Origin of the sequence: Flavobacterium chungbukense, from assembly GCF_020805785.1 — a bacterium.
Classification (GTDB): domain Bacteria; phylum Bacteroidota; class Bacteroidia; order Flavobacteriales; family Flavobacteriaceae; genus Flavobacterium; species Flavobacterium chungbukense.
Genome location: NZ_JAJGZV010000001.1, coordinates 956,981 through 980,806, shown reverse-complemented (window position 1 = coordinate 980,806; position 23,826 = coordinate 956,981). Strand labels below are relative to the sequence as shown.

Below are 23,826 nucleotides of genomic sequence, written 5' to 3'. Positions count from 1 at the left end.
GACGCTGATTGACGCACTTTTTATTTCTGGTTTCACGCAGATTTAAAAAGGATTTTAGCAGAAAATGCAGATTTAATCTTGAGATTTAATCTATTAAATCTGCTTCAATCTGTCTAAATCTGCGTGAAACAAAAATCCGTTTTATCCGCGTTCTATAATTTCTATGTTTTTAAATATTATTTGAACTTAAAAATTTTATAGCAGCTAAACTCTGGTTGTACTTCACTTTTTTGTTATGTTTTCTATATTTAAAACAAACTGTTATAGGCTAAAAAAATCTAACGTTCGAAATAATTCGAACGCTAGACCACAAAAAACCACTTTTGCTTAAACAAACTTATATAAAAAACCTAAACAATCTTTATCTATAAAAGCCCATTGCTACGCCACCGTCAACGTTTAATGCGTTTCCTGTAGATTTACCAAGTAAACCTCCAACAAAAGCATAACAAGCGTTAGCGATATCATCAGGTAATATGATTTCATTTAATAACGTACGTTTTGCATAGTAAGCCGGAAGTTCTTCAACTGTAACTCCATATGCTTTTGCACGACCTTCTGCCCATCCTCCAGACCAAATGTTTGAATCTGAAATTACAGCGTCAGGATTTACTGTGTTTACACGAATTTTATCAGCTCCAAGTTCAGCAGCCATTAAACGTGTCAAATGCGCTTGAGCCGCTTTTGCCGAACCATAACCTGGGTTATTTGGACCAGCAACAACTGCGTTTTTAGAAACGATATTTACAATATCTCCTCCAAAACCTTGTTTGCGCATTACTTCGATTCCGGCTTTAGAAACAATAAATTGTCCTTTTACCAAGATATCGTATAATCTATCCCATTCTTCTAAAGTATGTTCTGCGATAGATTTTGAAATACTGATTCCAGCGTTGTTTACTACAATATCAACACCACCAAAAGCTAAAGAAGCTTCGTCTAATGCTTTCTCTGTACTCACTTCGTCCGTAACATTCAATAAAGTACTAGAAACTGCATCTTTACCAAAAGCTTTAATAAATTCAGCAGTTGCTCCTTCTAAACGCTCTTCGTTAATATCATTAATTACAACGCAAGCACCTTCTTGAGCGAATTTTTTAGCGATAGCTTTTCCAATTCCACCCGCAGAACCTGTGATAAGAGCGACTCTTCCAGATAATGCTTTTGGTTTTGGCATACGCTGTAATTTAGCTTCTTCTAATAACCAATATTCAATATCAAAAGCTTCTTGGTGTGGCAAAGAAGTATATTCTGAAACTGCTTCAGCACCTTTCATTACGTTAACAGCATTGATATAATACTCAGATGCTAAACGTGCCATTGTTTTATCTTTAGCAAAAGTGAACATTCCAACTCCAGGATATAAAATCACAACCGGATTTGGGTCACGCATTGCTGGCGAATTTGATTTTTTACAAGCATTGTAATAGTCTTTATACATTGCACGGTATGCTTCAAAAGCAGGAGTTAATTTTGCTTTGATAGCATCAACGTCTGATAAATCTTCGTTTGGATCTAATTCTAAAACCAAAGGACTAATCTTCGTTCTTAAGAAGTGATCCGGACAAGAAGTTCCTAATGGAGCTAATTTTGAAAGATCATTAGAATTAATGAATTCCAAAACTCTTGCATCGTCTGTATAATGTCCGATCATTTGACGTTCTGAAGAACAGAAACCTCTTAAGATTGGTGCTACTTTAGCAGCTTTCAATTTACGATCTGCTTCTGGAAGACTGTCAATTTTCTTTCCTCCAAAAACTGGACGTTTTTTTCCGTAATTATCTTCTAAGTAAGTCGCACATTTCTCGATTACTTCCAGCGTATTAATATAACTTTCAAACGCAGTATCTCCCCATGTAAACAAACCATGAGAACCTAACATGATACCACGTAATTGTTTTCCGTTTTGAGCAGCTTCTTCTAAACAAGCTCTTAACTGAAGACCAAGATCAAATCCTGGACGCTGCCAGCCCACCCAACCGATTTCTCCGTTGAATAATTCTTCTGTAATTTTCTTTCCATCTTTCGCTGCAGCGATAGCAATAGCAGCATCCGGATGTAAGTGATCGATATGTTTGAATGGAAGAAAACCATGTAAAGGCGTATCGATAGAAGGCGCTTTTGACGCTAAATCGAAAATACAGTGGTTGAATAATTCTACCATTTCATCTTCAAATTCAATTCCTCTATAAACATTTTCAAGATTACGAAGTCTGTCCAAATACAAAGCCGCACAACCTGATTTTGTCAATGTTCCGATATCTCCACCAGAACCTTTAATCCACATTACTTCAGAAGATTCTCCCGTCAACGGATCTTTATCCGTAATTTTTACAGAAGTATTTCCTCCTCCGTAATTCGTTAATCTTAAATCAGCTCCTAACAAGTTAGAACGATAAATAAAAAGCGCTACTTCATCACCCGCCAATGCAGCGGCTTTAGCATCATCCCAAAGGTAGCTTACATGCTTAAAATTTGTATTAATTGTGTTTGTATTCGACATATACGTTTATATTAATTCTTGTATTATTTATAATGAGTTACCAATTCCTACCAAAACAATCGCTAGCATAATAAGCCCGATTCCCCAGAAAAAAGTTCTTAATGTTTTTTTAGAAACTCCTTTCCATTCTTTCAAATAAAATCCCCAAAAATTTGCTGTCAAAATGATAGTTGCCATATGCAAGATCCATGAACTAGCACCATTTCCTAGTTTGCTTTCTCCCATTCCGTAAAAGAAAAACTGTAAAAACCACATGGTTCCAGCAAGTGCAGAAAACAAAACGTTTTTTGTTATCGGAGTAGATTTATCTGTATAATTTTTAATTGATCTATTCTTAAAATTCAAATAAAGACACCAAATAAAATTGGTTGTAAGTCCACCCCAAAGCAACACAACATAAGTCACGTTGTTTTGAAATAAAGGATTAGCCCCATTTATTACAGCTTGTTCTGCCATTGGCTTTCCAGCTTCGATTCCGTAATTAAAAAAAGAACTTAAAATTCCAGAAATTACAGCTACAATTAGACCTTTTACTAAATTGAAATCTTTGTCTTTATCTTCATGACCTGCTGCAAAATCTTTCTCTTTTAGCATACCTGCTTTTCCAGAAATAGCAATTCCGATAAGATATACAACCACACCCAACAAAACGACCTGGCCACCAGTATTAGTAAGCATGTGAGAAAATGAAATTTTTCCTTCTGTTGGAACAAAATCATAATATATTGAAGGAACTAAAGCTCCAAAAGCAGAGCAGAATCCCAACGTAATCGAATTTCCTAACGACATTCCTAAATAACGAACGCCTAAACCGTAAGTTAGTCCTCCAACTCCCCAAATTAATCCCATTGAATAAGTAAAGGTTTTAATTGATGGAGAAGACGCTGCTATAATTTCACCAAAATGAGGAATTGTCAAGTAAGCTGCAAGTGGAGGAACAATAAGCCAAGAGAAAAAACCTCCTACTAGCCAATAGCTTTCCCAAGCCCAGTCTTTTACTTTTTTAAAAGGCATGTAAAAACTACCAGAAGAAAATCCTCCGATAGAATGAAAAATGATTCCTAATAATGATTCCATTTAATAGTTTTTGGTTTAAGGTTAGTTTGATAGTAATTTGGTTTTGTAAAATAATAGAATGTAAAAAACAAAACTGTCCTGTACTATCCTTTACGGATTTCGTATTTTTTGTTAAATCTAAAGATTATTAGAAATAACGACTTGTAATTATTGGGTAAATAAATTTAAAATGGCTATTTTAGCAATCGATTTCGCAATTATTAATTCTTCATTTTGATTAAAATTTAGAAATTATAAAAAAAAGATTACAAGCCTTGTCAGATTCTCTTTTTAAAATGTCGAAAAACAAAACAGAAAAAATGTTTTAGGCAAGAGATTTTTTGATAAAAGCTACAATTAAAAATGAGTTTCGTTGAAATGCGAGACAAATTTCCTCAAATGAACATGATCAAACTTATTAAAATAGATGAAGATTCAAGAGTTCCCAAATACAAACAGATTGTTGACTCTATTCTTCAGAACATCGCCAACGGAAATTTGAAAATCAATCAAAAAATTCCTTCTATAAATAGTTTTAGTGAAGAATTTTATATGTCTCGCGATACAGTCGAAAAGGCATATAATATTTTAAAGGAAAGAAAAATCATTTCTTCTATTAGAGGAAAAGGTTATTACATTACCCGTACAAAATTAGAGTCTAAGGTTAATATTTTATTTCTTACCAATAAACTGAGTTCGTATAAAATGAAGACTTACAGTTCTTTCATTAATACGCTTGGAGCCAATGCACATGTAGATCTTCAAATCTATCATTGCGACGAGACTTTGTTTTTAAACATTTTAGATAAATTTGAAGGTGCCTATGATTACTATGTAATTACTACTCATTTTAAAACGGATGAATTAAAACATTTGAGTTTTACAGATGAAGTGGTTAACGCAATTAAAAATATTCCACAGGAAAAACTAGTTGTTTTAGATAATATTAAATTAGGAACTGGTGATGATGTAATTAAGATTTACCAAGATTTTGAAAATGATATTTACAATGCCCTAAAAGAAGGACTTTCTAAAATAACAAAATACAAACGACTAATTTTAGTTTATCCAGACAAGGCCGTTTATCCTTATCCAAGAAGAATTTTACATGGATTTAGAAAATTCTGCGTTGAACATGAAATCAACTTTGAAATTCTGAGTGAAGTCTATGATGATATGATTCTTAAAAAAGGAGATTTGTTTATTACAATTGAAGAATCTGATTTGGTAAATTTAGTAAAACAAATTAGGGATGAAGAATATGTTCTAGGAAAAGAGATTGGTGTTATATCTTATAATGATACTCCTTTAAAAGAATTATTAGGCATCACGGTAATGTCGACTGATTTTAATATAATGGGAGAAACGGCAGCCAGAATGATCTTGAATAAAGAAAAAGGTCAGGTAAAAGTTCCTTTTAATTTTATTGATAGAAATTCGATCTAGGTTCTGAGTTTCTGAGATTCTAAGATTTTTTTAATTTTTAATTTTTAATTTTTAATTTTTAATTTTTAATTTTTAATTTTTAAATAAATAAAAGCAAAAAAAACCTCGTCTAAAGACGAGGTTTTTTGTGGTATTATTTTTTTGATTCTTCGATAGAAACTTTTCTGAACTCTTTTAAAAGTTTTTCAATTTCTAAAGTAGCTTTACGTGCTCTTGGACCTGCAGCTTTAATTCCTTTTTCAGTTAAAGATTCAGCTTCTGCTTTGAATGTGTCAATTTCGGCGTTGATTTTTACTAATAAATCTTTCATGCTTATATATTGTTAAATTAAGCCACAAAAATAGAAGTTTGTGTGATAGTTACAACAAATTTGTTGTTAAATTTAATGCACTTTTTCATTCATTTTCTTTACAATAAATTGACTTCTCCATTTTACAAAACACCAACAAACACAAACAACTATAATTCAAATACTTACTTAAAAAACATAAAAATCTTTTTTTCCTTTTACACTTTGTACAAAGTGCCTGGCTTAATCAAAATATATCCTAAAATCAGTTTAGAGCACCTTTTTTTCTTACTTTTTATGAGAAAAAAATCGTCTTAAAGCTCAAAAATATGTCAAGAGCTGCTGAAATATTTAGAAATCTTTTAATAAAAAAACAATTTGCAGACGATTAGAACAAAACTTTGGTCATCCTTGTTTTTAACTATATTTCTAAACTATTTAATTTTAACTGTAATTTTAACTGAAAGTTGCTTTGCCAAAGTGATTACGTAATTAGTAAAAAATACCGTATTATCGAATCCTTTATCTGCACTTAATTCCCAAGCCGCAACCGCATAGTAGTCGATTTCCTTATTGTTTTGGATACTCAATTTTGCTAAATAGGAATCTGTTAATTGACCCGTTTTTGGAGCTTCCATATACCCTTGATAAATGTTTTTTGGAACTAAAATAGCTGTTCCTAAAATCCATTGCCTTTCATAAGTTAGATAATCATGCTGAATTAAACATACCCAATCTCCTGCTTCTACTACCTGCAACGGATTTTTATTATTTAAGTTTGAAATTGCCGCCAGAAAGGTTTCTTTTCCTTTTATACCTTCAATCGAAACTGTATTTTTATACGCATACATTCCCGGCCAAATAGAAGTTTTTTCCTGAACTTGATATACATGATCCGAAGCTTTCCAATTCTGATAATGGTAGCTCAAAACAGAATTAACAGGACCTTCCGCTACAATTTTAAATGTCGTTTTTTCAACATTATTAATTGTATCATTTCCTAATATTCCCAGTCTGTTAATTTTATTATCAACCAATAAGGCATAACCGCCTAAACCGACAGAACTTCCTACTGGAAAAATATCTCTTCCCCAATCGTACATTACGTGGTAATTGTCTTCAACAGCACCTTTATCATTTATTCCTACATTCTCTGGAGTTATTCCAGGCGTTTTTTTACCAAAAACATCTTTAGAATTTCTTCCGTCCAGATAATGTCTAAAACCTACTTTATCATTTTCCCAAGTTGGTCCGTCTGTCTGGTATTTTTGATAACCTAGTTTTTTAAGAACCTGATTTGCCATTAAAACTTCTTGCGTGTCAGGGTGAACTGGCAGATTCTCACCTTCTCTTTTTCCAAATCTAACACTAGTTTTCACAGTAAACTTAGGATCAATTTCTGACCAATGCAGACTGATACTTTTCTCTTCATTTGGCAAAAAATCAGCAGTAAAAAATAACTCATCCCATTTTCCATCTCCATTAAGATCATTTGTTTGCGCTGGAATTGTATCTTTCTTAAACAGTAGAATCGGAAAAGTTCCTTTATTGTTATTCTTGAGACTTTCTCTTTTTATTGAAATTGCTTTCTGAGTTAAAACTAAAGTACTTTCATTTTTTAAAATTATAGCACTTTGAGAAGCGCTTTGAGAAACTTTGCAACTACTAAAAGATATTGTAATTAAAGTAATGGGAAGATAAAATAAGACCGTTTTTTTCATTTTTTTGACTCTTTATTTTTTTTCAGAACAATTTAAGAGAATTAATTGTTATTTCAACACTTAAAAGTAAAATGTTGTAAAAAAAATAAGAGCAAAATAAAAAAGCAGGACAATAAAAAATCATTATCCTGCAATTTAAAGCACATAATTAATATAAATATGTGCACGAAAAAATATAAAAAGTGAACTAACTTAAATTAGAAAATACATTGCTTGATAATAATTCTGATGTTTTATGGGTGAATAATCTTGGTTTGATAAACCAGCTATTTCATTTTTGGAATCTACTCTTCTTTTAAAAAATTTCTTTAGCTCTTTAAGAACTTCTCTACTAGTTTTTAATTCGTCGAACAAAATCAAATTATTCATTACTTCAAGAAAAACTAAACTCCTATAAAACTGTTTATCAAACAAACAGACCAAGGCATTTGAATTTTTATTTTCTTGCAAAAAACTTAATAGTTCTTGCCTATTATGAATCACATAAACTATTCTGCTGTATTGATTTGAACTATCTTTATTATTTTCAAAAAAAGATTCTTCAGAAAATTCAATTTCGTTTTTAAATTTTCTCCTGAACATTTTTAAGAAGACACCTTTGCTATCTTTAACTAAAACTTTCTCTTTCATCTTCCTTTTTGTTTTAAACTTTAATAATTGTAATGACATTTTTTTCTACAAACGAAAGGAGTTCTTCTATCTTTCTGCAGTCATAATCTTTTTTAGAAATAGAAATAATATATCCGTTGCGTTCTTTTATGTAGAGAAATAAAAAGTTCTTTGTAGAAATCACTTTTTCAATCTTTGACCATTTATGCGTTAATTCACCCAATGGTGACCTGATACAGATATTATAGTAGTTAAACGTAAGTTTATATCTGTTTATAAACTTTTCTTTCTTCATCAGTCTTTTTGTCAATTTAAAAACACCTTTAGAAATGGCATCTACAAACGAAAACTGTATGATTACAAAAAAAACAATTAGGAGACAGCTTTGTATTAACCATTGAAACAAATCGATTTCAAGGGTATAATCAGCAAGAATTAGCATCACTAATAGAACAAACAAACAAAAAGACAATACGTTCTTTAAACAAATGTCTAAAGTACATTTTGTTCAGTTTTCTAATTTCAGGAATACTCAATTGAAACTCTAATGAAAAATTAGCAGCTGTCATATTTTTTGTTTCGGATTTCTTACCCAAAAATATTTTAAATCAGCAGCAGAAGATAGACGCTTAAGCTTTTAAACTATTAAAATAAGACTTTGTTTCAAAACAATCAGAGTCACTAAAATTGGCTTACAAAAAACTTATTTCTTAGTTTTCAAATACATAGAGCACAAGTCAAAAATTTTATACACAAAATCTTAATTAAACCTGACTTTAAAAGACAAAAAAATAATAAAATAAGACGTAAACAAAGACTGTATTTAGCTTATTTGCAAATATTTAAGTTTTAACTTTCTTTTGATTTTATGTCTAAAATAATTCTTTACTTTTGCATACCTACAAAACAAAAACAAATATTTTCTTACATAAAACAAAGTGTTAAGGAATTAAAATCTTTGGGAAATTACCACCTTCAAAGATTATTTTCTGCATCCTTTTCTATTCATATTCATCTTCTAAAAAAATTGCAAGCAAAAGATATTTGATGCCATAATTGAAGTGAAACAATAGAAATGATAATCGATTATGATTTTATCATATCAAGCAAATAGTATGAGAAACATATCAAACGAGTGATATCAAATTGGATTAATGCAGCTGCCCCATCTTGAAGTAGATTAATCTTTTTCAAAATATTTTTTACAAGATTTTCCTAGATATGAACAGAATTATTTGCGTTTTTAGACAAAAAAAAAGATTAAAAACCTACAAACCAATAATTTACAAAATAAAAAACATAAGTATTTTCATAAAAATACTTTAACTTTATAAAACAAATCCCTATTTACATGAAAATAATTGAACATTATTATGGCGCAGATTTAAATTGGGTTGAACATTATGCCAAACAAATTGAAGGGAAAATTAAAGGAAATTTCATTATTCTTCCCGAAGATTCACAATCTGGAACTAGATACTTTTTAGACTGCGGAGATGGCATTATTGCCTATTACATCAATGTTGAATATCATAGAAATTTTGAACTCATACAAAAAAATCCAAATCCAGACTTTGTTGGTTTCTATTATAACCTGACAGAAGGAGAGGCAACGGTGAGTAGTGGTCACTTCATGTACAATGTCGGGAGATGGCAATATAATTTATCCGTAATAGATGGATCTCTAGAATCTAGATACAATGTTGGCAAAGGAAGCAAAACTTTTTGCCTGTGTATTTTTATTAAAAAAAGCATGATAAAAGCTTATGCTAAAAAAAATAATATCGTCATACAAAACATCGATACTCTTGTCAATTCGCAAGAAAATACTATCGTTCGTTTTGACAGAATGAGTAGTGAAAGCTTCCATCTATTAAACGACTTGAGAAAATTGGAAGTTGGAGGATCTATTTTCGATTTAAATTTAAGAGGAACTGTTCATCTGCTGATTTCAAATTATCTAAAAAAAATTGCTACTAAAAGAATTATCATCCAAACCGTAAATGAAACAGATCTTGATAATATCATTACTATTCAAATGTATCTCATTAATCATTTAGATCATCCTTTTCCAAGCATCACTTTCATGGCCAACATGGCTAATATGTCTGAATCTAAATTTAAAAGTTTATTCAAAAAGATAACTGGCAATACTGCAAATGTTTTCTTTATGGAAAACAAAATGTTATTAGCAAAAGAGCTTCTTGAAAAAAAACAGCTAACAATTTCGCAAATATCAGATCAACTCCATTTTACTAATAATTCTTATTTCGCTTCAAAATTCAAAGAACATTTCGGATTGTCTCCTAAAGCATTTAATAAACAATTGTAACGATAGAATCTGTAAAAAATGAAGAGCCTATGAGAAAAGTTACACATACTTATAGTTTAACACCAGAATGGCAGTTAGATTTAGCAGAACAGCTCAACACCAAATTGATTGATAATAAACTTATTAATATTCCAAATGATTTGGGAGAGGGATTTTTTTACTTTTCTCAAATCATGAATGGTATTTCAGTTGTCTATGCCGACTTTACGTTGAAAGAACCTTTGAAAATTACGAGATTAAAATCGCAAAACGAATTATTTATATTTCATTTTGATTTGAGTGAACATGTTAATCTCATTAAAATCAATCATATCGACTACGAAATAGGATCTTTTAATCAATTAGACTTAGCTATTCTTGACAATGAAATAGAAAGTTCTTTTAAAGCAGCTGTAAATGAGAGAACAATTGCTTTACGCCTTTTAATTGATAAAAAACTACTACATGATTTTGTTCAAAAGTTCAAGCAAAAGGAAAACCATTTTTCAAAGAATAAAACAAATAAAAAGGCCTTTTATCACTACGGCAATATTGACAGTAATAGTATTTTACTTATTCAATCAATTAAAAACAAATCGGTTAAAGATTTGTCTTTTGATTCTTTTATAAAGGGAATTTCCTTAAAAGTATTGGGTAATTTTTTTAATAAATTTTACGAATCCAAAGACACTACTACCCAACTTACTGAAATAGAAAATGATGCTATAGAAAAAACAAAAAACTACTTATTAAATAATCTATATGGACCGTTTCCCTCTCTCACTTTTTTAGCAGGAATGGCTGGTATGTCTGCCTCGAAGTATAAAAGTTTGTTTAAAAAGCATTTTAATAATACTCCTAAAAACCTGTTTATTGAAGAAAAAATTAATCTTGCTCAAAAACTTCTGAAAAGTGGAGAATACAGCACTTTAACCGCTGTGATGTATGAACTTAACTATTCTAAATTAAGTTACTTCTGAATTTCCTTCTTAATCTTCAATAAAGAAGGGCTTTCAAGTAATTTAATTTGATCAACCACAATTTGTGCAATTGTAGTTGCTCCTAATAATGAGAGATGTGTATCATCTGCTTTTTCTTTATCGTAATAAGCATTTTCACCTGCTTTATAATGTAAATGAAGTAGTTTTGATTTCTCTGGCCCATAAGACTGCTCCAACAATTCGGTGTAATATTCCAAATCTATAAATGGCACATTGTATTCCTTTGCTACTAATCGAGTTTCTAAAGGATAATCTCCATGTGTAGGAACCAATACTCCTTTCTCATTAAAATTACGTCTTGATATAGAAGTTAACAAAATTGGTATAGCGCCTTTCTCTCTACTTTCTTTTACAAACTTTATTAAATTATATCGGTATGCTGTATGAGGATTTGTATAACGACTTGGATCTTCTATTTTTTGATCATTATGTCCAAATTCAATAAAAACATAATCTCCTTTTTTTAACTGTTTATAAATAGAATCCCAACGTTTTTCATTTATAAAACTTTTAGTGCTTCTGCCGTTTACGGCTTTGTTAATAATCAAGACATTATCGTTAAAAAAAGGCTGTAGAACCTGTGCCCATCCATGTTCTGGATTTTTTTCAGGATCTTTTTTATTCGCCATCGTGGAGTCTCCAATGCAATACACTGACGTTCTTTGTGCAAAACTTACTGTAGTGATTAGGAGTGTTAGGAAGATGTATTTTTTCATTTTGTTTACTGATTGTTATTTTTTGTTTGATTGCTTATAATACATATGTCAGTCTGAGCGATCCCGAAGCTTCGGGAGAAGACCTTTTCGTCACGAATATCCTTCGACTTCGCTCACGAGGACAAATCTATATGGATATACTTTGTGTAGACGCACTGCGGTGCGTCTCTACATAAAAATACCTTTGCCACTTTGTATCTTTGTATCTTTGAACCTAAAAAATCTAATGTTTCGAAACCGCCGTTGGCACTGTTGCTCGTTGTCCTATAAAAACATCCGTCATCGTAACATTTTCTGCATTTTCATTCGACAAGGCATTTTTAGCCGACTTAATCTCAATATTTTTTAAGGAAATATTTCTAATTTTCTTATCTGAAAATCCCTGTATAACAATTCCTGATTCTGAAGCTTTGTTGCATGTAATATTAGAAAAATAAACATTGGATATATCTGATTGATAACCTTTGCCTTCACCGTGATAATTTGCCGTAATATACAAGCAGTCTTCCACTTCATCTAATTGTATATTTCGAACAAATATATTTTTAATATAGCCACCTCGGTCTGCATTGGTTTTTAGATAAATTCCTCTTTTTAAATAACCTGATGTTTTACAATTTTCTACAAAAACATTCTGAACTCCTGCTGACATTTCACTGCCAATTACTACACCGTGAAGACCTTTAAAATTACAATTTCTAATAACTATATTTTCACTCGGAGTTGCTGTATTCGCTCTTCCTTCATGATCTCGTCCAGCTTTAATGGCCACATTATCATCACCATTATCAAAATTGACATTTTCGATTAATACGTCCTTTGCATATTCTGGATCAATTCCGTCGTTATTATGATTCAATGATTTATAACTGATTCCGCGAATGGTTATGCTTTGGGATTTTAGTAAATGAAGACACCAAAATGGCGAATTTTCGATTCGGACATTTTCAACCAAAATATTTTTGCAATTTAGAAATTGAATCATCTGTGGTCTTAGAAAATAACTTTCTCCAAATTTTCTATTTTCAATTGGTACATTAGTATGATTCATTTCTCGGCTCAGATTTTTACCCTCGACTTCTTTTGCCTTAAATGTCTTCCAAACCTTTCCTCCTTCTCCGTCAATTGTTCCTTCTCCAGAAATAGCAATATTATTACAATTGTTGGCATAAATTAATGGACTGTAATTGTAAAGCATCGTTCCCTCCCAACTTGTCAAAACCAGTGGCAAATAGTCTTTTGGATTGTCGCTGAATTTGATTTTTGCTCCTTTTTCTATTTTCAAATTTACATTGCTGACAAAATGAATCGGACCATTAATTTTATAAATCCCCTTTGGAACAATTATCGTTCCCCCATTATTCTTTTTACATAATGCCATTGCTTTATCAAAAGCCTTTTTATTATCCGTAATAGAATCACCTTTTGCGCCAAGTTTTAAAACGTTTACTTGATACGAAGGAAATACTGGAAGCTGAATTCTTTTAACTATCGAATCTACTTTAGCAGAGGGAAAATCGCTATTCTGTGAAAACGCAACTGAGCAAAGCAGTAAAAGGAATAAATACTTAAAATTCATGTTTTTATTTTTTTAGTTTTCAATTTAAGTTTACATTTTCAATTTATACTGATAACTGTAACTAAAAACTAATTAGAGTACCAATTAACATTCTTATCCTTTAGAATATTTTCTATAGAATATTCTCCTACCTCTTTTTTAGAAAGCTGATGTGACCAGCTTACTCTTTTAGATGGCTGAAAACCTTCACCTGTACAATTGTATTCTGCGTAAAAAGCTTTCTTTTCTGCTTCAGGCTTTGACCAATTTTCCCAACCCTCTGGTTTAATTTGTTTGCCCATTTCACAATTTATAAAAACTGTCTTTGCATAAACTCTCCATGGTCTTCCTAAATACACATCTTTTGCTTCTGGATTTGCAGTCAGCTTGCAATTTTTGAAAACAAAACCGAAAAAAGTTCCTTCTGGTGTTGAAGCTGCTGTGATATAAGAACTTTTAATACTGTGAATGATGCAATTCTCAAATAAAGCTGTTGCACCTCCAAAAATAAAATCAGTTGTTCCTTCTATGTAGCAGTCTTTAAAATATTGTTTTGTCTCTTTTCCAGATAAATATAAAGTATCTTGATTTCCTAATAAATTACAGTTTGTTATTTTTACACGATTGCCCACAACCGACAATGCTATCGCTTGTCCGCGCTCTCCAGAAGAGTTTTTAACTGTCAAATTAGAAACTGTACAATCATCTCCTTCAACCAAAAGCGTGTAAGTATAAAAAGTGCTATTTCTTCCTAAAGCTATTTTTGAGAAATTATCATCAAAAGTAATGATGGTATTTTCTTTGCTTTCACCTTTCAGAATTACATTATTATTCCATTCTGGAATTCTCACTTTTTCATTATAAATTCCATTTTTAATGAAAATTGTCACCTTTTGATAAGGAAATGCAGGTGTTGCATAAACAGCATCTTGAATTTTAGCAAAATCTCCCGAGCCGTCCTGAGCTACAGTAATATAATTAACTATTTTCTTTTCAGCAGCTCCGCCTTTAGTGCCATTTTTAACTGCCCAATCTGGAAATCTTTTTAGAACTTCCTGTGGTGCTTCTGAATACCAAGAATAACCGTTTCTTCTTTCAGCACCAATTTGGTCAATCGATTTCTTTTTTATTCCATCTCGATCACAAAAGAAAGGTTCATTGGTTTCCAAATCCATAAATCTTGCCCAGATTGGTTTGGCATTTGTTGCTGGAATCATTTTTTTATCTACAATTTTTCCAGCGTCGTTTAAGATTCTTTTTTCTTCTAAGTTGGTGATTTTTGTCTTTTCAAACCATTCAACAGCACTTTTAACAGCAGTTACAATTTCTCTTGACGGTTTCTCAATCGACATTAAAAGCAATACTATTTTTGCTGATTCATAACCGCTTAAAGAAACCAATTCAAAAGCTCTTGCATTTGCAGGTGCCAAAGTAACTTCATCATGCTGAGCACACCATGCAGTTAAAACACCATTTTGTTTGTATTGGGTTTTTAGAATGCAATCAATTCCTTTATCAAAAGCTTTTTGGCATTTTTCAACAATATCTTTTGAAGGTTTAACACTGTAATACTCTGTTTCGTCTGCAACGGCTTTTATTACATTCATAATATTAACCATCGAATCGTCATTGTAGGTAATATGAGTATAATATCCTTTTTTTAACGGATAAAACTGTGGCCATCCGCCGTTTGGATATTGCGCTTCAAGCAGATAATTTAATCCTTTTATAAATGATTCCTTATAACGTTCATCTTTTATTTGAGCGTACATTCTTGACATAAAAAGCATTTCCTGACAAGTTGCTCCATTATCTGTTGTAGTTTCAGCAGACGTTTTTTTGATCGCAATTAAATCATTTTGTTGTTTTTCAGTCAATTCATCTTGCATCTGAATATTCTTTGGCCAACCTCCAATATTTCTTTGGTAAAGCAAAACATTCTCTGCTATTTTTTTAGCTTCAGCTGAACCAAACCAAGCTGCATCATTTTTACTAATAATGTCTGGCCATCTTTTGTAAGTATTTTGGGCGTTTATTGAAATTCCTAAAAATAACAAAAGAACTAAAGCTATTTTTTTAAATTGAATCATTTTATGTTTGTTTTTAGTCGACAATTAATTTTGAATTTAAGAATGGGCTTTTTTCTAAAATTCATTTCAAAAAAACTAATTTGTAAGAAAAATCATTTAAATATACTTTTTAAAGCTTATCCTATAACCGAAGATATCTGAATATCAATTTTTAATTTTTGTTGAAAATATCGAATCTATGAAAGCTGTTTTTTTTCTTAAATAAAGAAAATTTTAGTTTTTAGGAATAATTACTTCACTATTCTAAACCAATCTACTTCGACATTTCCTGAATCATTTTTTACGATTTCTCCCAAAGCAAAAAGTCCGACTTTAGCACCAATCCATCTTCCTTCTCTAGCCTTAAAATCTTTTCCAATTGTTTGGTAATTTTTATCATCTAAGCTATATGAGAAATTGCAAATGCCTCCTTTAGTGATATTAACTCGCAAATAAATAGTGTTTTGATCTATCAATACAGGTTTGGTTTCTGTTTCTAAAACTGTTTGATCAAAAGTTCCTGTTTTCTGGTTTAGATATAATTTTCCATTCTCATTTTTTAAATTCAGATAACTGTAATCTAAGCCCATTATTATTAAACCTGTACTTTCTCCATTTAATCTTGCATTAAAAGTGAGTTTTGTAGTTGCTGTAAATTCTTCTGCTGGAAATTTTTGCAATAGTAAATTAGGAGCATTAAAAATGTTTTTTGTTGTTGTATTACAAAACAAATTCAAATAGCCTAAACTAGTCGGAAATCCAAAATTGGTTTGTTTATTGGCTTGCCATTGCCATTGCAATCCTAATTTTGGTTCGCTAAACTCATCTGAAGTCGCAGGAACTTCAATCGGATATTTTTTTCCAACATTAGGTTTCTTATAAGTGGTAACTGGCTCTCCTATTCCATTTTTATCAAAATCTTCTCCCATAACCGGCCAGTCGTTTACCCATTTCATCGGCTGTAAATGAACAATTCGTCCATAAGCTCCTCTATCCTGAAAATGAAAAAACCAGTCTTCTCCAGTTTGAGTAGTAACCCAAGCACCTTGATGCGGACCATTTATTTTTGTTGAACCTTGTTCGAGAACTTTTTTAGTTTCATAAGGACCAAATACATTTTTTGATCTTAAAATAGTTTGCCATCCTGTTGGAACTCCTCCTGCAGGAGCAAATATGTAATAATATCCGTTTCGTTTGTAAAACTTTGGTCCTTCAATTGTTTCTTCTCCTTTATGTCCGTCAATAACCATTACTTCATCGTTGTTTACAACTGTTCCTTCTGGGTTCATGGTGCAGACTACCAACAAACTTTTAATCTGTGCACGACTTCCTGCAAAGGCATGGGCCAAATAAGCTTTACCATCTGTATCCCAAAGCGGACTAGGATCAATCAAACCTTTTCCTGCTTTTACTAAAATAGGATCTGACCAAGGTCCTTCTGCCTTTTTAGCTTTAATCATATAAATCCCAAAATCAGGATCTGGATAGTAGATATAGAATTCATTTTTATGATAAGTAATGCTTGGTGCCCAAACGCCATTTCCGTGCTGTACTTTGTCATAATTTTCGAACGGTGGCTGTTTTATTAAAGCATGCCCTATAATTTTCCAGTTTACCAAATCTTTTGAATGCAAAATAGGTAAGCCTGGAATGCAATTAAATGAAGAAGCAGTCATATAATAATCATCGCCTACGCGAACAACATCTGGATCTGAATAATCGGCATGAATAATCGGATTGGTATACGTTCCATCTCCATTATCAGGCACCCAAACTTGTGCATCATTCTTCTGAAAAGAAAAAATACAAAGAAGAAAAAGGATGATTTTTATTTTTTTCATTTTTATTTTTATTTAAAACGCAACGTTTTTGTCTTTTCGACCGAAGGGAGAAATCACACTAGAAACTCTGTAAAGAATGTCACCAATCTTTGTCGAATTACCAGTGTGATTTCTCCTTCGTCGAAATGACAAGATTGTATTTAATTTTCTCAATCAACAATTAACCATTAACAATTAACCATTAACAATCAACCATTAACAATCAACCATTAACAATTAAAAACTATCTATTTAACTCAATAGCAGCCAAAATAAAAGGTCCTGTTGCTTTAGGATCGTTGTCTTTTTTTCTTTCGTTTACATAATATTCATAAGATCCATCACGATAAGGAGTTCCGCCCAAACCAGCAACTTGACAGCAATTGGTTAAAGTGATACCGCCATCTTCATCAACTTTTTTGATTAAAACTGTAGTTAATCCATCAAAAGCTTTATTTGCTGCTTTTTTAAATTTAGCTGGTAAATATCCTTTGTTTGCTCCTTTTGCATAAGCATACGCAAACATAGCCGAACCTGAAGCTTCTAAATAATTATCTTTTTCACCTGCTTTATCAGTAACTTGATACCATAATCCAGATTTATCCTGAAATTTAAGTAAAGCTTCTGAAGCGTTATTTAAATATTTAATCAAGTCTTTTCTTTTTGGATGATCTTTTGGCATGTAATCTAAAACATCAACCAAAGCCATTACATACCAGCCTAAAGATCTTGACCAGAAGTTTGGTGAATTTCCTGTTTCTTTATTTGCCCACGGCATTTGTTTACTTTCATCCCATCCATGGTACAATAATCCTGTTTTTGGATCAGTTGCTTTTTCCTGAATCAACTCAAATTGTTTAGCAATATCATCGAAGCTTTTTCCATTTTCAAACTTAGCCGTATATTCAGCATAGAAAGGTTCTCCCATATATAAACCATCCAACCACATTTGATTTGGATAAATTTGTTTGTGCCAAAATCCTCCGCTTTGTGTTCTTGGTTGCTCTGATAGCTGTTTTCTAATTAATTGCAATGCTTTTAAATATTTTTCTTCTTTAGAATAAGCATAAACATCAAAAAGCAAACGTCCAGGTAAAACCAAATCAATATTATACTTTTCAAACTCATACGTAGTGATGCTTCCGTCTGGCTGTACAAATTGATCTACATAACTTCTTACATAGGCTTTGTATCTAGGATCTGGATTTTTTTTGTATAATTCTTCAATTGAATGCAATACTAAAGCGTGAACATAATCCCACTTTGGTTTTTTCGCATCATCGATCATATAGGATTCTGGATGACGTTTCATTAATGTCAAAGCCATTTTATCAGACCATTTTGCATTTTTTGCAATTACAATATCTTTTTTTGCTGGTTCCTGAGAAGTTACTTTACAACTTGTAATCGTCATAACACAGATCATCAAAACTGACATCAAATAACTTTGCTTTCTACTGTTTTTCATTTCAAAATATATTTAAATTCTTTTATTTTTCTAATTCTATTGCTGCTAAAATAAAAGGTCCTAATCCATGCGAATTATCTACTTTTATTTTCTCGCTTATATAATATTCAAACGAACCGTCTCTGTAAGGATTTCCCCCTAATCCAGCACTGGCGCAGACTTGAGTAATGTGTATTTCTCCATCGTCATCAACGGTTACCAAATCTTTAATTACACCTTCAAAACCTTTAATGGCAAGTTTTTTATAACTAGCTGGTAAATATCCATTTTTTGCCCCTTTTGCAAAAGCATAAATAAACATCTCAGAACCCGAAGCTTCCAAATAATTACCTTGTTTTTTACCTGCATCTGTAACTTGATACCATAATCCTGATTGATCTTGATATTTTGCTACAGCTTTTGAAATATCATTTAGATATCCTATTAATTCTTTTCTTTTAGGATGTTCCTTTGGCATATAATCCAGAACATCAACTAAAGCCATCATATACCATCCTATAGATCGCGACCAAAAGTTAGGAGAAGTTCCGGTTTTTTTATCTGCCCAGTCCATCTTTTTACTTTCGTCCCAAGCATGAAATAAAAGTCCCGTTTTTTTATCTAATGTATGAAGATGTATTTGTTCAAACTGTTTAGCAATATCGTCAAAATCTTTTCCACCGTCAAACTCAGCTGTGTATCTTGCGTAAAAGGGAGTTCCCATGTACAATCCGTCAAGCCACATTTGGTTTGGATAAATCTTTTTATGCCAAAATCCACCAGAATTTGTTCTTGGATGTGTTTCTAATTGCTTTCTTAATTGCTGAATTGCATTTAAATATCTTTCGTCTTTTGTTTGTTTGTAAAGATCAAAAAGTGTTTTTCCAGCATTAATATAATCGATATTATAATCTTCTAGTTTGTAATTTGTAATTACTCCTGAACTGCTGATTACCGAATCGTAATAATCTTTAACATAACTTCCGTAAATTGGATTGTTTGTTTTTTGATACAGATTTTCAAAAGCAGTCATAATCAAACCCAATTTATAATCCCATTTTGGTTTGTCATTATGATCGATCTGCCATGCTTTGGGAGCACGTTTCATTATCGAAAGTGCCATTCTTTCTGACCATTTTAAATCTTTTGAAATAATTAGGTTTTTCGAAGTTTCCTGCGCTGTTATCTTCAAACATGAAAAAAACATACAGCCAATAAAAATGGCAGAAATAAAATATTTTTTCTTTTTATTCATATTCAAAAATTCAACTGGTTATTTATTCAATTCGATTGCACTTAATAAAAACGATCCAAGTCCAATTGCACCATTTTCTTTTGTCTTTGCTGTAAGATAATATTCGTTTGTTCCGTCACGAAAAGGTTTTCCTCCTAAACCAACATTAGAAGAAACATTCAAAACATTTATTTCTCCTTTTTTATCCACTTTTACAAACTCTTTTATAAAACTGTCAAAAGATTTTTTAGCCACTGACTTATAACTCGCTGGCAAATACCCCTTGTTTGCACCTTTTGCAAAAGCATAAATAATCATACCAGAAGCAGACGGTTCTACATAATTTCCAAACTTTTCTGGTTTATCTGCAACTTGATACCACAATCCAGATTCACTTTTATACTGATTTACATTCTTTGCTATCTGTTTTAAATACCCTGCCAAAACTTTATATTTTGGATGTGATTTCGGAAAATAATCTAATGTTTCTACCAAAGCCACCATGTACCATCCAATGCCGCGTCCCCAAACTGTAGGGGAAGTTCCTGTTTGTTTATCTGCCCAGGCAATTTCTTTACTTTCGTCCCAAGCATGATAAACCAAACCTGTTTTTTTATCTACAATATGATTTTGAACCAATTCAAACTGTTTTGCAATATCGTCTAGACTTTTTCCTTTTTCATATTTAACAGTAAACTGCGTGTAAAAAGGTTCTGCCATATACAAACCGTCAATCCACATTTGATTTGGATAAATCTCTTTGTGCCAAAATCCGCCGCTTGCTGTTCTCGGCTGAGTTTCTAATTGTGTTCTTAACTTTCCTATTATCTGTAAATAGCGTGAATCTTTTGTGATTTCGTATAAATTAAAAAGCAGTTTTCCTGGATTTAGATAATCGATATTGTATTCTTTAATATCGTACTTTTTTATATTTCCAGTACTGTCAATCATTCCGTCAACGTAATCTTTAATATAATTCAGGTATTTTTTATTGTTTGTTTTTTGATATAATTTTTCAAAACAAGACAATACAAATCCCATTTTATAATCCCATTTTGGCTTGTCATTTCCGTCGAGTTGCCAAGCTTGAGGATATTTATTTAAGATCGAAAGCGCTGTTCTCTCCGACCATTTTAAATCGTACGGGATCACATTATTTTCTTCACTGGCTTGATTTTGCGCTATCGCTTTAAAACCACAAAACAACAGCAGGAAAATTACAATTTTCAGATTAATGTTTATACAAAAGGATTTACGCATAAGTCTAATTCGTTTTTAATATTTTTTCAAGCAGTTGTATCATTTCTGCCTTCATCTTTAATCTAAATTACTTAAAAATTCTATCTAAAAATCTTACAGTATATGAAATTGTCCGTCCAAACCAAGGTTCATAAAACCAGAATGAGTGCGGTGAATCTGAGATTGTTTGTACTTCATTGTAGATTTTATGTTCATTTAAAATTTTAATCATATCATCTCGTCCTGCGTGAAATCTCGGAATACTGCTGCAGATAAATAACGTTGGAGGTGTATTTTTATCGGTATGGCTTAAAGCCGAAGCCAGTTTCCAATTTTCTGGAATTTCATCTGATTTTCCTCCCAGCCAAAATGCTGCCATGTCGCCTTCTGAAGATTCAGGATGTTTGAATGCTAAAACGCCGTCAACATCAATTATCGCATTTACTTTTGATGAAGATTTACTTTTAAAAGTTGGATCTTCAAAAATCGGGTTATTGTTTGTTGTTCCAATTAAAGCTGCCATCTGTCCTCCCGAAGAACAGCCTAGAATAGCAATTTTATTCGGGTCGATATTAAATTTTGAAGCATTATCTTTTATAAATTTAATGGCATTTTTAACGTCAATAACACCTGTTGGATATTTTGATTCTAATGATAATCTGTATTCTATTGCAAAAGCCGAATATCCTTTTGAAGCAATTTCTTTGCCTAAAAACTGCATCTGATTTTTATTTCCAGATCTCCATCCTCCGCCATGAATCATAAAAACAGCTGGATTCTTTTTCTTTTTTGTATTAATAAATGCATCGAAATGCAAAATTCTTTCTTTTTCCTGATGATAAACCAAGTCGAACTTTTCGTGAACATCTGAATTTGGTTTAATTTCTGGAAGTGTAATAAATGGATATTTCTTAATTAATTTAGCGTAAGTGCTTTTTATTGTATAAGATGAGTCTATTTGATATTGCTGGCTTTGGACAGTAATACCATAAAAAAACACAATTAAAATTAATCTCACTTTATACATTCACTTTTCTTTTTTAGTTAAGAAAAGAGTTTGACGAATTATCAAACTCTTTCTCAACTACTTCAAAAAACAATAGTCTCAAAAAACTACCAAATTACTAATAACCAGGATTTTGAGGAAAATCTTTGTTTTGGTTCAAATCCAAAACAGTTTGCGGTATTGGTCTTAATATTTTAAGTTTCCCATCAATACCAACAAAATTTGCTGCCTTAATTCTATAATTGTGAGCAGATGCTCTTTCAACCAAAGTTCCAGTACGTTTTAAGTCAAACCATCTTTTATATTCTCCCAAAAGTTCTCTTCCTCTTTCGTCTAGAATATAACTGATATTCAACTGACCAATTGTTGCATTTGCTACACCAGCTCTTCTTCTCACTTCATTCAGACGATCCAAACTTGTTGAAGGTACGCCTGCTTTTAAATAAGCTTCGGCTGCAATTAAATAAGTTTCACCTAGTCTCGATACAATAATATCTCTAGTACTTACAGGACCTGTACTTGAAGGTGTAGTTGGATCTGGATCATCAAATTTCTTAACTGGAATTGTGTAACAATCTAAATTCTTAATCAAAGTATGAGCTGCAGAATATTCCCCCCAAGGATGATAAACAAACGTAGCCGATTTTCTTGCGGCATTTGCTGTATTCCACGCTGTTCTGTCTGCTGGAGTAAACCATTTTGGTTCGTAAAAATGTCTCACTTTTAATGACGCAGGATTTGAACTTCTGTAGTATGGATAATACAAAATTGTTTTTGTAACCCCGTTTGTTGTTTCTGGTCCTTCTAAAATTTCTGTCATAAAAGTCGCTTCCCATCTTTTATCTCCTTTTTCATATAAGCCTAAAGCATAATCTGTAGGACATAAATTGTAACTTCTTAATGGCGCTCCAGTTTCTGCTCCTCCTAAATAAGAGCTGAAATAATAAAATTGGTTGTTTCCAAGTTTAGTTGGATCTGTACTTGCCGAAGCTTTATCGTACTGAACAGAGAAAATAGTTTCTGCATTTAGATCATTTCCAGGTTTAAATAATTGATCCCAAGCTACATTTAATGCTTGTCCAGCAATTGCTGCATCGGCATACGAAGCGGCTTTTGAAAAATCATCGGCTTTACCAAAAGTTTCATATCCTCTGGTTAAATATACTTTAGCCAACAAATCATTCACTGCTCTTTTGTTAACTTTTCCTGCAGTGCTGTAAGTAGAAGTTCCAACATTAGCTAGAGCGAAATCTAAATCTGTAATAATCTGTGTATAAACCTCTTCGGCTGTATTTCTAGTAAAAGATAAAACTGGTGTTGTAATATGTTCGTTAACAACAGGAACTCCTCCATAAGTTTGCACTAATAAAAAGTAAGCCTGCGCTCTTAAAAATCTTGCTTCTCCTACTAAAGTATTTAGATTTGATGTCTGCTCTGTTACTGTCGAATAAAAAATAGTTTTATTTACTGACTGAATTAACTGGTAACAAGGAGTATACAAATCTGCAACATTGTCTGAAGACGGAATTAAAAGTGTATACTGGCTTAAACCTGCTGGTTCTGGTGTTCTTCCTTCTGCATACATATCGGTTCCTGCTTCAAAAAGCCAAGGATTTCCGCCGTAGATACTTTTTAGCCAAGCGTAGTTAGTATTTACCAATAATTGAAATCCAGATGCTGTTTTATAAGTTGCATCTGCAGGTACATAAGAACGGCTGTCTTCTTCAATATAATCGCTGCATGAACTTACAGATACAGCGAATATTCCTAACATTATTATTATTTTTTTCATTTGATATCT

Annotated in this window: 18 protein-coding genes; 3 read left to right on the top strand and 15 right to left on the bottom strand. The window is 31.8% G+C overall.

What is annotated here, in order from left to right; all coding sequences use genetic code 11:
- Window positions 1-361: 361 nt before the first annotated feature.
- Together LL966_RS04020 and rhaT are read right to left on the bottom strand one after the other, a co-directional pair.
- Window positions 362-2,503 (bottom strand): bifunctional aldolase/short-chain dehydrogenase, encoded by a 2,142-nt coding sequence (locus LL966_RS04020; protein ID WP_229350424.1) that lies wholly within the window; start codon window positions 2,501-2,503, stop codon window positions 362-364.
- 27 nt (window positions 2,504-2,530) lie between these two features.
- Window positions 2,531-3,580, bottom strand: a complete 1,050-nt coding sequence (gene rhaT / locus LL966_RS04015) for an L-rhamnose/proton symporter RhaT (RefSeq protein WP_229350422.1) — start codon at window positions 3,578-3,580, stop codon at window positions 2,531-2,533.
- A gap of 384 nt (window positions 3,581-3,964) precedes the next feature.
- On the opposite strand from rhaT, the gene LL966_RS04010 reads away from it, so the two are divergent.
- The gene (locus LL966_RS04010) at window positions 3,965-5,005 is read left to right on the top strand and encodes a GntR family transcriptional regulator (RefSeq protein ID WP_229350892.1); all 1,041 of its coding nucleotides are present in this window, start codon (window positions 3,965-3,967) and stop codon (window positions 5,003-5,005) included.
- Between the two features lie 133 nt (window positions 5,006-5,138).
- On the opposite strand, the gene LL966_RS04005 is transcribed toward LL966_RS04010, so the two are convergent.
- The 4 genes from LL966_RS04005 to LL966_RS22830 all read right to left on the bottom strand — a co-directional run bounded on the left by LL966_RS04005 (window position 5,139) and on the right by LL966_RS22830 (window position 7,919).
- On the bottom strand, window positions 5,139-5,315 hold the full coding sequence (locus tag LL966_RS04005; protein WP_026729959.1) for a histone H1: 177 nt from the start codon (window positions 5,313-5,315) through the stop codon (window positions 5,139-5,141).
- Between the two features lie 413 nt (window positions 5,316-5,728).
- Window positions 5,729-7,015 (bottom strand): DUF4861 family protein, encoded by a 1,287-nt coding sequence (locus LL966_RS04000; RefSeq protein WP_229350420.1) that lies wholly within the window; start codon window positions 7,013-7,015, stop codon window positions 5,729-5,731.
- A 192-nt stretch (window positions 7,016-7,207) separates the two neighbouring features.
- Complete coding sequence (locus LL966_RS03995; RefSeq protein WP_229350418.1) at window positions 7,208-7,645, bottom strand: hypothetical protein; 438 nt, start codon at window positions 7,643-7,645, stop codon at window positions 7,208-7,210.
- 13 nt (window positions 7,646-7,658) lie between these two features.
- The gene (locus tag LL966_RS22830; RefSeq protein WP_394799446.1) at window positions 7,659-7,919 is read right to left on the bottom strand and encodes a YcxB family protein; all 261 of its coding nucleotides are present in this window, start codon (window positions 7,917-7,919) and stop codon (window positions 7,659-7,661) included.
- Window positions 7,920-8,975: 1,056 nt separating this feature from the next.
- Here LL966_RS22830 and LL966_RS03990 point away from each other — a divergent pair.
- Both LL966_RS03990 and LL966_RS03985 read left to right on the top strand, forming a co-directional pair.
- A complete protein-coding gene (locus LL966_RS03990; protein WP_229350416.1) occupies window positions 8,976-9,956 on the top strand; it encodes a helix-turn-helix domain-containing protein in 981 nt (326 codons plus the stop codon).
- A gap of 29 nt (window positions 9,957-9,985) precedes the next feature.
- On the top strand, window positions 9,986-10,915 hold the full coding sequence (locus LL966_RS03985; protein WP_229350414.1) for a helix-turn-helix transcriptional regulator: 930 nt from the start codon (window positions 9,986-9,988) through the stop codon (window positions 10,913-10,915).
- Here the strand turns inward: LL966_RS03985 and LL966_RS03980 are convergent.
- The 9 genes from LL966_RS03980 to LL966_RS03940 all read right to left on the bottom strand — a co-directional run bounded on the left by LL966_RS03980 (window position 10,906) and on the right by LL966_RS03940 (window position 23,817).
- Entirely contained in the window at window positions 10,906-11,652 is a 747-nt protein-coding gene (locus LL966_RS03980; protein WP_229350412.1) for a rhamnogalacturonan acetylesterase, read from the bottom strand. The two genes, LL966_RS03985 and LL966_RS03980, sit on opposite strands and share 10 nt — an antisense overlap.
- A gap of 223 nt (window positions 11,653-11,875) precedes the next feature.
- Complete coding sequence (locus tag LL966_RS03975; protein WP_229350410.1) at window positions 11,876-13,231, bottom strand: glycoside hydrolase family 28 protein; 1,356 nt, start codon at window positions 13,229-13,231, stop codon at window positions 11,876-11,878.
- Window positions 13,232-13,299: 68 nt separating this feature from the next.
- Entirely contained in the window at window positions 13,300-15,300 is a 2,001-nt protein-coding gene (gene pelA, locus LL966_RS03970; protein ID WP_229350408.1) for a pectate lyase, read from the bottom strand.
- 230 nt (window positions 15,301-15,530) lie between these two features.
- Window positions 15,531-17,120 (bottom strand): glycoside hydrolase family 43 protein, encoded by a 1,590-nt coding sequence (locus LL966_RS03965; protein ID WP_229350407.1) that lies wholly within the window; start codon window positions 17,118-17,120, stop codon window positions 15,531-15,533.
- Window positions 17,121-17,343: 223 nt separating this feature from the next.
- Entirely contained in the window at window positions 17,344-18,567 is a 1,224-nt protein-coding gene (locus LL966_RS03960) for a glycoside hydrolase family 88/105 protein (RefSeq protein WP_229350405.1), read from the bottom strand.
- Between the two features lie 22 nt (window positions 18,568-18,589).
- Window positions 18,590-19,801: a glycoside hydrolase family 88/105 protein gene (locus LL966_RS03955; RefSeq protein ID WP_394799445.1), complete on the bottom strand. Its 1,212-nt coding sequence runs from the start codon at window positions 19,799-19,801 to the stop codon at window positions 18,590-18,592.
- Window positions 19,802-19,819: 18 nt separating this feature from the next.
- Complete coding sequence (locus LL966_RS03950) at window positions 19,820-21,040, bottom strand: glycoside hydrolase family 88/105 protein (protein ID WP_229350403.1); 1,221 nt, start codon at window positions 21,038-21,040, stop codon at window positions 19,820-19,822.
- A gap of 67 nt (window positions 21,041-21,107) precedes the next feature.
- Window positions 21,108-22,046, bottom strand: a complete 939-nt coding sequence (locus LL966_RS03945) for an alpha/beta hydrolase (protein ID WP_229350401.1) — start codon at window positions 22,044-22,046, stop codon at window positions 21,108-21,110.
- Window positions 22,047-22,143: 97 nt separating this feature from the next.
- Window positions 22,144-23,817, bottom strand: a complete 1,674-nt coding sequence (locus LL966_RS03940) for a RagB/SusD family nutrient uptake outer membrane protein (RefSeq protein WP_229350399.1) — start codon at window positions 23,815-23,817, stop codon at window positions 22,144-22,146.
- Between the last annotated feature and the right edge of the window lie 9 nt (window positions 23,818-23,826).